Origin of the sequence: Roseibium sp. (assembly GCF_050301095.1) — a bacterium.
Classification (GTDB): domain Bacteria; phylum Pseudomonadota; class Alphaproteobacteria; order Rhizobiales; family Stappiaceae; genus Roseibium.
Map to the genome: position 1 here is coordinate 25,485 of NZ_JBNKYW010000172.1, position 11,282 is coordinate 36,766.

At 62.1% G+C, this 11,282-nt stretch carries 10 protein-coding genes; 7 read left to right on the forward strand and 3 right to left on the reverse strand.

Features of this window, described 5'->3' with window-relative positions; translation table 11 throughout:
• Window positions 1–190 precede the first annotated feature (190 nt).
• The 5 genes from katG to ACQY7U_RS16180 all read left to right on the forward strand — a co-directional run bounded on the left by katG (window position 191) and on the right by ACQY7U_RS16180 (window position 6,687).
• A complete protein-coding gene (gene katG / locus ACQY7U_RS16160) occupies window positions 191–2,362 on the forward strand; it encodes a catalase/peroxidase HPI (RefSeq protein ID WP_428646348.1) in 2,172 nt (723 codons plus the stop codon).
• A 593-nt stretch (window positions 2,363–2,955) separates the two neighbouring features.
• Window positions 2,956–4,311: a DUF2157 domain-containing protein gene (locus ACQY7U_RS16165; protein ID WP_428646351.1), complete on the forward strand. Its 1,356-nt coding sequence runs from the start codon at window positions 2,956–2,958 to the stop codon at window positions 4,309–4,311.
• Window positions 4,308–4,880: a GDYXXLXY domain-containing protein gene (locus tag ACQY7U_RS16170; RefSeq protein ID WP_428646354.1), complete on the forward strand. Its 573-nt coding sequence runs from the start codon at window positions 4,308–4,310 to the stop codon at window positions 4,878–4,880. The genes ACQY7U_RS16165 and ACQY7U_RS16170 overlap by 4 nt, the downstream gene beginning before the upstream one ends.
• Before the next feature lie 57 nt (window positions 4,881–4,937).
• Complete coding sequence (locus ACQY7U_RS16175; RefSeq protein WP_428646357.1) at window positions 4,938–5,981, forward strand: class I SAM-dependent methyltransferase; 1,044 nt, start codon at window positions 4,938–4,940, stop codon at window positions 5,979–5,981.
• A 1-nt stretch (window position 5,982) separates the two neighbouring features.
• A complete protein-coding gene (locus ACQY7U_RS16180) occupies window positions 5,983–6,687 on the forward strand; it encodes a pseudouridine synthase (RefSeq protein WP_428646359.1) in 705 nt (234 codons plus the stop codon).
• A 32-nt stretch (window positions 6,688–6,719) separates the two neighbouring features.
• On the opposite strand, the gene ACQY7U_RS16185 is transcribed toward ACQY7U_RS16180, so the two are convergent.
• From ACQY7U_RS16185 to ACQY7U_RS16195, 3 genes are all read right to left on the reverse strand, one after another.
• Window positions 6,720–7,529, reverse strand: a complete 810-nt coding sequence (locus tag ACQY7U_RS16185; protein ID WP_428646361.1) for a class I SAM-dependent methyltransferase — start codon at window positions 7,527–7,529, stop codon at window positions 6,720–6,722.
• 153 nt (window positions 7,530–7,682) lie between these two features.
• Window positions 7,683–8,801 (reverse strand): TauD/TfdA family dioxygenase, encoded by a 1,119-nt coding sequence (locus tag ACQY7U_RS16190; protein WP_428646363.1) that lies wholly within the window; start codon window positions 8,799–8,801, stop codon window positions 7,683–7,685.
• Window positions 8,802–9,056: 255 nt separating this feature from the next.
• Window positions 9,057–9,620, reverse strand: coding sequence for an HdeD family acid-resistance protein (locus tag ACQY7U_RS16195; protein WP_428646366.1), 564 nt, complete (start codon window positions 9,618–9,620; stop codon window positions 9,057–9,059).
• Between the two features lie 141 nt (window positions 9,621–9,761).
• Here ACQY7U_RS16195 and ACQY7U_RS16200 point away from each other — a divergent pair, with 141 nt between their 5' ends.
• Window positions 9,762–10,181: a MarR family winged helix-turn-helix transcriptional regulator gene (locus tag ACQY7U_RS16200; protein ID WP_428646369.1), complete on the forward strand. Its 420-nt coding sequence runs from the start codon at window positions 9,762–9,764 to the stop codon at window positions 10,179–10,181.
• Window positions 10,182–10,306: 125 nt separating this feature from the next.
• On the forward strand, window positions 10,307–11,282 hold a 976-nt coding region (locus ACQY7U_RS16205), incomplete at its 3' end, for a beta-ketoacyl-ACP synthase II (protein ID WP_428646371.1).

Sequence of the window (11,282 nt, forward strand, 5' to 3'; positions counted from 1 at the left end):
CGCGGTCATCGCATGCGGTGGCGCGGGGTTCCGGTGTCTTTCGTCCGATTGTTTCAAGCCCCGGGCCTTTCGGCCGTCCCTCATCCGGCGGCATGTACGTGAAAGCGCCGGGGCCTGTTTGTCAAACCGCTGACACCGGATAGGGTTCCTCTAGACGGTGCCCGCATCTACGAACGAAATGGAGAGGAAAATGGACGCTAAGGTAGACAAGTCAGGTGGCTGTCCTGTCATGCACGGCGGCAACACGTCGAATGACAAGCCGGTTACGAAGTGGTGGCCGAACGCGCTGAACCTCGACATCCTGCATCAGCACGGTGCGCGCACCAACCCGATGGATCCGGACTTCGACTATGCCGAGGCGGTCAAGGGTCTGGATCATGAAGCGGTCAAGGCCGATGTCCGCGCCCTGATGACCGAAAGCCAGGACTGGTGGCCAGCCGACTGGGGCCACTATGGCGGTCTCATGATCCGCCTGGCGTGGCACTCCGCCGGCTCCTACCGGCTGCAGGACGGCCGCGGCGGCGCCGGTTCCGGCAACATCCGTTTCGCGCCGCTGAACTCCTGGCCGGACAACGCCAGCCTCGACAAGGCCCGCAGACTGCTGTGGCCGGTCAAGAAGAAATACGGCAACGCCCTTTCCTGGGCCGACCTCATCATTCTGGCCGGCAACATGGCCTATGAAACCATGGGCTTCAAAACCTTCGGCTTCGGCTTCGGCCGCGAGGACATCTGGGGACCGGAAACGGACGTTTACTGGGGATCCGAGAAGGAGTGGCTGGCGGCCGCCGAAAACCGTTTCGACAGCACCGACGACGCTGAAACCCTGGAAAACCCGCTGGCTGCGGTGCACATGGGCCTGATCTACGTCAACCCGGAAGGCCTGGACGGCAATCCCGACCCGATCAAGACGGGTGCGCTGGTGCGGGAAACCTTCAAGCGCATGGCCATGAACGACGAGGAAACCGCAGCGCTGACTTGTGGTGGCCACACCGTCGGCAAGGCGCATGGCAACGGCCCTGGCGACAACATCGGTGTCGAGCCGGAGGCAGCGGGTCTGGATGAGCAGGGACTCGGCTGGTCCAACCCGTCTCAGGGCGGCAAGGCGGCGAATGCCTTCACCTCCGGCATCGAAGGCGCCTGGACGCAAGAGCCGACCAAATTCGACATGGGCTATTTCGACTATCTCTTCAACTACGAATGGGAGCTGAGGAAGTCGCCCGCCGGTGCCTGGCAGTGGGAGCCGGTCGACATGCCGGAAGACAAGAAGCCTGTTGACGCATCGGATCCGTCGGTCCGCCACAATCCGATCATGACGGATGCGGACATGGCCATGAAAATGGACCCGGTCTACAACGAGATCTGCCGGAAGTTCATGGCCGACGAAGCCTACTTCCGCGATTGCTTTGCCCGCGCCTGGTTCAAGCTGACCCACCGCGACATGGGCCCGAAGGTCAATTACATCGGCCCGGACGTTCCGGCTGAAGACCTGATCTGGCAGGACCCGATCCCGGCAGGCTCCACGTCTTATGATGTTGACACGGTCAAGGCGAAGATCACCGCCAGCGGTCTCTCCGCTGCCGAGATGATTGCTACCGCCTGGGACAGCGCCCGTACCTTCCGCGGCTCCGACAAGCGCGGCGGCGCTAACGGTGCCCGGATCCGTCTTGCCCCGCAGAAGGACTGGGAAGGCAACGAACCGGAGCGTCTTGCGAAGGTCCTGGCCGCGCTGGAACCCATCGCGGCGGAAACCGGCGCATCGCTTGCCGACGTGATCGTGCTGGCGGGTAGTGTCGGGCTGGAGCAGGCCATCAAGGCCGCCGGTTTCAGCGTGGCAGTGCCCTTCGCTCCGGGCCGGGGTGACGCCTCCGATGAGCAGACCGACGCGGAATCCTTCGACGTGCTGGAACCGCTCGCCGACGGTTTCCGCAACTGGCAGAAGAAAAAATACGCTGTCAGCGCCGAAGAAATGATGCTCGACCGGGCGCAGCTTCTGGGCCTCACCGCCCAGGAAATGACGGTTCTGGTGGGTGGTCTGCGCGTACTCGGCACCAACCATGGTGGCGCAAAGCACGGCGTCTTTACCGATCGTGAAGGTGCTCTGACACCGGACTTCTTCGTCAATCTGACGGACATGGCCTACAGCTGGCATCCGGCAGCCGACGGAACCTATGAGATCCGTGATCGCAAGCACGGCACGTTGAAGTGGACCGCAACCAGCGCGGACCTTGTTTTCGGGTCCAACTCGGTTCTGCGCGCCTATGCCGAGGTCTACGCCCAGGACGACAACAGCGAAAAATTCGTCAAGGACTTCGTTGCCGCCTGGACGAAGGTGATGAATGCGGACCGCTTTGATCTGAACTAAGACCGGTTCACGCGAAATGAAACGCGAAGCGGCGCCCCGGTTACCCGGGGTGCCGTTTTCTTTTGCGCTCCCGCTTGCCGTCCCGGAGGACCGGAGCCGTCGAAGCCGCGGCTGCACGCAAGGCGCGCCGCCCGGTGAAGAAGTCCGAAGTACTTGCTGAGCAGGATTGACGGGGCGTCCGGGCCTCTCGGACGCCCCCAGAGCCCCCCTGGATTATTGTTGGAGTTAGGCTCTGAACCGTGGGCCGACTGGTAAATCGGCCAATGTCGAATGCAGTGTCAGCCCGGACTGTGTTGCGTAGTTGTCCCCAAGCCAAATTTGCGGATGGAAGAATATCAAGTTCACCTGGCTGCACAAGCCCTCCCAGGGGATCTCCATGCAGGAAAATGCGGCCTTCGCAGTGCCGGTACCCTCAAAGAAAGGGTGCCAACGCCTGAGTTGTGGCTCCCCCGACGCACGCACGGAGTTCTTTTCCGGCCTCGGAATTCCTACATGGTGTCGAACCGTATGTCCTTGTGTCCGTTGACAGGCAGACCCGAAGGACCGGATTATCGCTGCGTTGCAGACAGAAACATTTTCACTGACGAGGTCGCATGTTTGACTGGGCCTACAAGAAACGCCTGAAGGACGACCTGGAGGACTGGGTCGCGAAAGGCTGGGTCAGCGCATCAGGTGCGACCGCAATCCTGAAGGCTCAGGAACAGGACGACGGCCGCTCGCGCCTGCCGATGGCGCTTGCCGGGATCGGCATGGTTTGTGTCGCCCTGGCCCTGTTCGCCTTCATTGCCGCGAACTGGGGCGCGATCCCGAAGTCCGCGAAGCTCGCCGGAATTGCCCTTCTTGTGGCCTCCAGTCATTTTGCGGCTTCATATGCCGCCGCCCGGGGGCGCAAGGGGCTTGCCGATCTGGCAACCGGCTTTGCGACCCTGGTCTTCGTTGGCGGCATGGCGCTTGTCGGGCAGATTTTCCATCTGCCGTCCGACTGGGCGGGTGGGGCTTTTCTGGTCTGCCTTGGCGGACTTGCCGCAGCCTGGCTGACCGGCTCCAGGACCTCGCTCGTCGTTGCCGCCGTCGCTGCCATCACCTGGCAGGTCATGCGTTCGGACATCGGCGATGCCAGCCTCGCGGAAACCATGACGGGTCTTGTGCTCCTGCTGGCGGTTTTTGCGCATCCCGTTCTTTATCCCGCGCGGCTGTCGCGCTGGGCGGCCGTCAGTCTCCTGTGGGTGACCTACGGCAGATGGTTCGCGGAAACGGCCGAGTTCGCGCATTCGAGCGACGAATATGCCGTAACCATGGCGCTCGCGGGTGTTGGCGGCCTGGCCGCGGCTCTGATCCAGATCGATGCCGTTGCCGATCTCTTCGTCAAATGGTCGAGCGAAAGACCGGCGCGGGGGCACGGCCACTGGCTGATGACCCGCTCCATGCAGGATGTCGGATTTCTGGCGCTCTGCGTGATGATCGTGCTGTCCCTGATCGTCCTGCCCGAGTTCAACGGCGATTTGCCCGCGCGCGGGCTTCTGGCGCTGCCCGCCCTGCTGCCTTTGGCAGCGGCGGTTCTGCTGTGCGGCGCCGGTGTGCTGCTGTCCTTCGCGACGGCGAAGTCGCGCACCCTGTTTGCCGCCACCGGCTTTGCCCTGCTGGTAATCCTCGTTCCGGTCGTCACTTCGAATGTGCTGGTCCTGGCGGCTGCAAGCCTTGCCGCGCTGATCGGGCTTTGCGCGCTCGGCACCTGGTACAACAACCGTTTCTGGATGCTGTGCGCCTATCTTGGCCTCACCGCCGTTGCCCTTTGGCTACTGCAGGTCACCATCGGTTCGCTGCTCGGTCAGTCGCTGTTCTTTCTTGTGGCCGGTGTCCTGCTGCTCGGTGTGGCGCTGTGGCTTGCCCGGCTTTTGCGAAAGACGTCACCCTCCGAGGCTGCAAGCGCCGGGGAGGGGCTGTCATGACCATGGATGCAATGCCCGCTCCCGCGAAACCGTCGTTGCGCATGCCCTATCTGCGCTGGGGGCTGCTTGCCCTGATCCAGCTGGCCCTGATCGCCTTGCCGCTTGTCGACCGGCTTGATGTCCAGACCAGCGGAACCGTCGTGCCTCTGAAGCTGGTCCCGGTCGATCCGAGAGACCTTCTGCGCGGCGATTATGTGATCATCAATCTCGAGATCGGACGGATCTCCAGGGATCTGCCGGGGGGCGAGGATGTCAGGACCGGCGATACGGTCTATGTCGGCCTGAAGCGAACCGGCGATCAGGCGGCGGAACCGGTTCTTCTGGCAAAGACCCGGGAGGAGGCCGGAGATCTGGCGATATCCGGAACCGTGCGATCTGTTGTCAGCAACCGGCTCCGCATCGATTACGGCATCAATGCCTTTTTCCTGCCGGAAGGCGAGGGCAAGGCCATTGAGAAGCTGGACGTCAACCGGGTGCTCCTTGAAGTCTCGATTGCAAGGGACGGCCGTTCGCTCCCCGTCAGGCTGCTTGTCGACGGAAAGGCCTTCCGTTCGGACGCTGCCTTTTGACGGATGGGCTCCGGGGCGCTATGAGCGCTCAACGATCAATCCACGTCAAGGCGACCCATGTCCGATCCCGCGCTCGAAACGCTTATGCTGCCGCTTGAAACGGGGGCTGTCGAGCTAAGCCCCAATGCAAAAGTCCTGTTCCTGCGCGCCCGCGCAGGCCGCGCCCTGGACGCCCTGAAAGGGGTCGATACGCTCTGTGTCCAGAGCTTTGCGCCGGACAGGGACGCCTTGCAGAAATCCGGCTTCAAGGTGGAAGCGGAAACCGGCGAGACCGGCTTCGACGCGGTGCTGGTCCTGCCCGGCCGTCAGCGTCAGGAGGCGCGGGCGCAGCTGGCAAACGCCGTTGCGAAGGCAAAAGACGGTGGCATCGTCATTGCCTGCGCCCCGAACACGGAAGGGGCCAAGACGCTGGAAAGCGATCTCGACGAGCTTCTCGGCGGCGCCGAAAAGCTCACCAAGAACAAGTGCCGGGCCGTTTGGGAGACGGTGCGCGCGGAGCATCTGAATGAGGGTTTGCTGAAGGAGTGGCTGGCGCTTGATGCTCCAAGGCCGGTTCTGGACGGCGCCTGGGTCAGCCGCCCGGGCATCTTCGCCTGGGACAGGATCGATCCGGCCTCGAAGCTTCTGGCAGGTCTTCTGCCCGACACCCTGAAAGGCAAGGGCGCGGATCTCGGTGCGGGCTTCGGCTATCTTACCCGGACGGTTTTCGAGAAAGCTCCGAAGGTCGCCGCCATGGATCTCTATGAAGCCGAAAAGCGGGCGCTTGATCTGGCCGAGCAGAACCTTGGCTCTTTCAAGGGCAAACGGGCCTTGACCGGCATCTGGTCGGATGTCACCAGGGGCATCGAAGGCCCCTATGACTTCATCGTCTCCAACCCGCCGTTCCATCAGGCCGGCAAGGCCGACCGGGCCGATGTCGGCCAGGGCTTCATCCGTGCGGCCGCGCAGGGGCTGCGGCCGGGCGGCGAGTTCTTCATGGTCGCCAACCGCCACCTGCCTTACGAACACACCTTGTCGGAGGTCTTCGCCAATGTTGCGATGCTTGCCGACGAGGGCGGCTACAAGGTGATCCGCGCCGTCAAGGGCAAGGGAGGGCGATAAGATGAGGCTCGTCAAACTTCTCGCCAATCTCGGTTATGGCAGCCGCAAGGAAATGCAGACGGCGATCCGCCACGGCTGGGTGACCGACCGGGACGGCAACCGGCTGAAGGCGGATGCGAAGACCGCCCACGAGGATATTCTCTTCGACGACGAGCCTTTGGATCCGGCGCAAGGCGTCGTTCTGCTGATGAACAAGCCGCTCGGCTACACCTGTTCCACCAAGGATCAGGGACGGCTTGTCCATGATCTGCTGCCTGACCGGTTCCGGATGCGCAAGCCGGTGCTCTCCACCATCGGACGGCTCGACAAGGAAACTTCCGGCGCGCTGCTTTTCACCGACGACGGCACCTTTCTGCACAAGGTGATCTCACCGAAGGCGCATGTGCCTAAGGTCTACGAGGTGAGCCTCGACAGGCCGCTCAAGGGCGATGAGGGCGTGCTTTTTGCCTCCGGCGAGATGATGCTGGAAAGCGAAGACAAGCCGCTGAAGCCGGCGGAGTTGCAGGTTCTGGACGAAACCCATGCACGCCTTATCCTGCACGAGGGCCGCTACCATCAGGTCCGGCGCATGTTCGCAGCCACGGGCAATCATGTGACGGAACTCACACGCAGCCGGATCGGCGGTCTCGGCCTGGACGGGCTGGAGGAGGGCGCCTGGAGGGTCCTTTCCGACGTGGACAAGGCGCTGATTTTCAGCGGGGACTGACGTCGCCGCCGCGATATCGGCAGCGGTGCGTATCAGAGGGCCGTGGCGGAAAAGATCCTTGCCGTTTGCGCGGAAATCAGGTCGCCACCCTGCCTGAGGTCTACGCAAGCTTCCAGCACATCGGCGACGATACGGGCCATTACGTCCGGGCCGAGGGCTGCGACGGTAGGGCCGACAGGGCTTGCCATGATCTCCCGCGGGATTGCCTCTTCCGCCTGCTCGATCACCCGGTCGATTGTCACGTCCCGGGTCGTGACGTCGTCAAAACCGGCCGACTGCAGCATCCGCGGAATACTGTTCAGCCTGGCATAAGTGAAGGGAGCGAGGGATCTCTCTGCTGTCTCTTCCGAGACGTGGCGGGCAAGGGCTGCTGCAAGGGCTTCAAAAAAACGGCTCGGACCGGCCCAGACCGACAGGACGAACTGACCAGCGAAGCGAAGCACACGCCGGATTTCCTGCAAGGCCGCGCCTTCGTCGGGGAAGAACTGCAGGCCCTGCTGGCAGACCGCCAGGGTGAAGATCCCGTCGGGAAACGGCATTCCGGTGACATCGGCGACATGCCACTGAAAGGCATCCGATCGATCCTTCGTCAGTTCGCGGGCGGTTGCGATCATATCCGCATTGAGATCGGTGCCGGTGACGGGTAGCAGGGGAGCAATCCGGTCCTGCACGGTGCGCGCGACGATCCCCGTGCCGCAGGCAACGTCGAGGACGGAATCCGCCTTCGAGATATTGACAAGCGGAAGCGTAGCCTCCGCCAGCGGGCGGAAAATCGCCTTGACCTTCTGCTGTTCATAGATGGCCGCTGCGCCGCCGGTCAGCTGAAAGGTTTCCCGGGGCATGCCGATCCCTCCCGAAATGTGGCTCTTTAAGCGCCAGACCTGTCATGAGCCGTGACAGCATATATAGCAGATCCGGTTCCGCATCCCGAGCAAGAGTTCTGAGAACAGGGATGCCCGGCAGGACCGCCGGGCATCGGCGAGGGACCGGCTGCTCTATGCTTTCTTCCGGCTGAGCACACGAATGCGGCTGTCGAATTCACCCCGGTCGACATAGCAGCCGCGCAGGTGACGGAAACCGGTGCCGGGATCGAATGCGGCCCGTCCGTGCAACACCCGGCGATTGTCGAAGATCACCATCTCACCGCCTTTGAGACGCGTGGTGATGACATAGTCGTCCGACCGGGTCATCTGCATGAGCTTTCTGTAGGCCTGGTAATAGGCTTCCATCGTGTCTGCCGGAAGGTCGAAGATGCCGGCAAGATGGGCGTTGAAATGCAGCTCCTTCAGATTACCGAAAAGATCCAGGTCGATCACCGTGTGGTGGCACCGGATGTCACAGTCTTCGTCATGAAAACGGAAGGGGACCGGCGTTTGGGACAAGAGCCGGAATGTGTCCGGATCATCCGAACGCAATTCTGTCGCAATCGCAAAACCGTCGCAGAAGGTTGACCCGCCGCCTTCCGCTTCATTGGCAAGGCAATGCAGGAACTGGAAACCGGGCGGCAGTTCCTGGTTGGCAAGGTCCGTGTGCAGCGGCAGGGCGTGGGAGGTGTAGGCCAGATTGTTGGGGTTCGGCTTCGACATCACTTCGAAGGTCGTGCCGAAATTCGTTTCCCGCAGGAACCCGATCCGGCGGGCCATGGCAATGCCGGCTTCCGTATCGTCCGCCATGCCGTCGACGATGGAAAGACCGGTCTTCTTGGTCTCTACCAGAAAGTCGAGCAGGGCTGCGTCGCAGGTCATGAGGTCACTTGCGGCAGCGCGCGGGATGGCTCTCGCAGGAAAATCTCCCCGCCACAGCAGCGGTTCGATCCTTGCCGGATCGGCAAGCCCGATACCCGGCCGGTTCGCATGCAGCCAGTCGGTGCGATAGCGGCTGACATGGCCGATATGGTCCCAGGAGAGGCGGATTTCATCATTGTCGAGAACCGCGTCGGTTATGGCGATGTCCGCCGGAATGCCGGTCAGGTCGAACTGGCGTTCCTGTGTCTGAGGGTGAAATCCGCTCGGGCAATTGTCCCGCAGCCAAAGGTAGGGGAAGTCGGCGCTGGTTCCGTCCGGCCAGGCAACATGAAGCACGCGGTCGCCGCCGCGCAGGGAAACGGTCGTCATAGGAATACCCGTTGATGTCATGAAGGGGAGGGGGCGCCGGGAGCCGGCGCAAGCATCAACGGCTGGCTGGGGGCGGCCACCACCAGTGGGCTTTGTTGTGAGGTTGTCCGGGCATGCGCCCGAGAACCGGTACCATCCGATCGTCCGCCTTGAAGCAGGCAGCGCCTGCGGGTGAAGACAAAACGCTACATCAAAACAAACGGCCGGCAAATGGAAATCTGCCGGCCGGTCGGATGTCTGCAGAACATGTCGAATTCAGGATTTGGAAGCCCGCGCGGCCAGTGCAATCGCAATGTAACTCCAGCCGTTGAGCAGAACGGATATGCCGGCAATCAGGCCAAGTGCCCAGGCGGCGGACCCTGGCAGGTCCATCCAGATCATGACGCCGGCCGCCAGAGAGACGAGCCCTGCGACCAGCACCCAGAACCAGCCTTCATGCGGCTTCAGCTTGAAGGCCAGCAGGATCTGGCTGACCCCTTGCGCGATGAAGATCGCAGCAATCACCAGTGTCAGCGCAAATGTGCCCGCCAGCGGGTTCACATAGATGACGACGCCGCCGATGACGGCGATGACGCCGGTGAGAAGGTTCCAGATGAAATGTGCCGTTCCCGTGGTCCTGAGGGCGTTGTAGATCTGCACGAGACCACCGACGAAGAGAACGGCTGCGATCAGGATGGTGACGGCAATCGATGTCGCCAGCGGCGCTGCGATCAAAATGACACCGCCGATAACAAGGGCGATGCCAAGGGCCAGGAACCAGCCCCAGTTCTGCTGGATTTTTGCCTTCATGTTCTCAACAGCCTGAACAGCGTCTGTCATAGTGCCCTCCTCACGTTCCGGTTGCTTTCGGTCACGGTAATCCCTTCTCAGATAAACGCAATACGCTCATGACAATTCTGACAGTTATGGCTGGTACAGACGCCGCTTGACAATTGATGTGTATATGCACACATAGGCCGCATGATTGAGGACGATTTCTCGCTCTGCGTTCTGGACAACGCCAGAAAGGCGGCCCGCGCCGTTAGCCGATACTATGATCGCCTTGCCCGTCAGGTCGGCTTGACGGCCGGGCAATTTTCCGTTCTCGCAGCGGTCCGGCGGGCGTGTGAAGAGACCACGGGCGAGTTGGCGGAGCGGCTTTCCATGGACCGCACGACCCTGGTGCGCAATGTTGCGCTGCTGGAGCGCAAGGGACTGGTGGTGTCGTCCCTGTCAAGAAACGGCAAGGGCAAGCACTACAGGCTCACCGAACGTGGAAAAGAGTTGCTTGAGGAAGCTTTGCCGCTCTGGCGGCAAGCCCAGGAAGACGTGAAAAGACATCTGGGCGAAGAAGATTTTACCAGAACAATCAATGCATTGAAGAAGCTTTCAAAACTGTGATCGGGACTTCCTGAATCTGTTTCTGAAGTTCCTGGCAAATCGCCTGATCAAATCTTGTGTGCTTCGGCACGGACTTGGACGTAAGCAAAGTGAGGTAGGAAATGCGCCGCGTAGTCGTAACTGGAATGGGAATCGTTTCGCCGCTCGGAACGGGCCTGGATGCTTTCTGGCAACGGGTCACCGAAGGCGCCAACGGTATCCGCGGGATTACCCGTTTCGACACGTCCGATCTTGCCTGCCGGATTGCGGGCGAAGTACCGGACAAGGCCGAAGACGAACACGGCTTCGATGTCGATGCGGTCATGGATGCACGTGAACAGCGCCGAACCGACCGGTTCATCCACCTTGCCATGGGCGCCGTGCAGGAAGCTCTCGCCAATTCCGGTTGGGAACCGAAGACCGATGCGGAAAAGGAGCGGACAGGCACCATCATCGCCACGGGGGTCGGCGGTTTTCCTGCCATGACGGCGGGCACCCGGCTGGTCGACGAAAAGGGGCCACGCCGGGCATCGCCTTTCCTGGTGCCGTCTTTCCTGGCCAACCTCGCAGCCGGGCAGGTCTCCATCCGCCACGGTCTGAAAGGACCGATCGGCGCACCGGTGACGGCATGTGCCGCCAGCCTGCAGGCGCTCGGCGATGCCGCCCGGTTGATCCGCTGCGGTGAAGCCGATGTCATGGTGGCCGGAGGAACCGAGGCTTGTATCGACAGGGTCTCCTATGCCGGCTTCTGTGCGGCCAAGGCCATGTCCTCCAAACGCAATGACGATCCCTCCCATGCCTCCCGGCCTTTCGACCAGGATCGGGACGGCTTCATCATGGGGGAAGGCGCCGGCATCCTGATCCTGGAAGACTACGAGCATGCCCGGGCGCGTGGCGCCAATATTCTGGTGGAACTGGCCGGTTACGGCACCACCGCCGATGCCTATCACGTTACGGCTTCTTCTCCGGACGGAGAGGGAGGCTTGCGCGCCATGCGCCAGGCGCTCGCAAGCGCCAAGCTGTCTCCTGCCGACATCGGCTATGTCAACGCCCATTCCACCTCGACCCCGGTCGGGGATGCGGCCGAGATCGCGGCCCTGACGACGCTCTTCGAGGGGCGTG

What these genes read in the sequence shown, in the direction of transcription:
- ACQY7U_RS16195 (WP_428646366.1), bottom strand. Translation starts at nt 9,620, where the DNA reads ATGACAGACGCTGTTCAGGCTGTTGAGAACATGAAGGCAAAAATCCAG.
- ACQY7U_RS16190 (WP_428646363.1), bottom strand. Translation starts at nt 8,801, where the DNA reads ATGACGACCGTTTCCCTGCGCGGCGGCGACCGCGTGCTTCATGTTGCC.
- katG (WP_428646348.1), top strand. Translation starts at nt 191, where the DNA reads ATGGACGCTAAGGTAGACAAGTCAGGTGGCTGTCCTGTCATGCACGGC.
- ACQY7U_RS16180 (WP_428646359.1), top strand. Translation starts at nt 5,983, where the DNA reads ATGAGGCTCGTCAAACTTCTCGCCAATCTCGGTTATGGCAGCCGCAAG.
- ACQY7U_RS16200 (WP_428646369.1), top strand. Translation starts at nt 9,762, where the DNA reads ATGATTGAGGACGATTTCTCGCTCTGCGTTCTGGACAACGCCAGAAAG.
- ACQY7U_RS16175 (WP_428646357.1), top strand. Translation starts at nt 4,938, where the DNA reads ATGTCCGATCCCGCGCTCGAAACGCTTATGCTGCCGCTTGAAACGGGG.
- ACQY7U_RS16185 (WP_428646361.1), bottom strand. Translation starts at nt 7,529, where the DNA reads ATGCCCCGGGAAACCTTTCAGCTGACCGGCGGCGCAGCGGCCATCTAT.
- ACQY7U_RS16165 (WP_428646351.1), top strand. Translation starts at nt 2,956, where the DNA reads ATGTTTGACTGGGCCTACAAGAAACGCCTGAAGGACGACCTGGAGGAC.
- ACQY7U_RS16170 (WP_428646354.1), top strand. Translation starts at nt 4,308, where the DNA reads ATGACCATGGATGCAATGCCCGCTCCCGCGAAACCGTCGTTGCGCATG.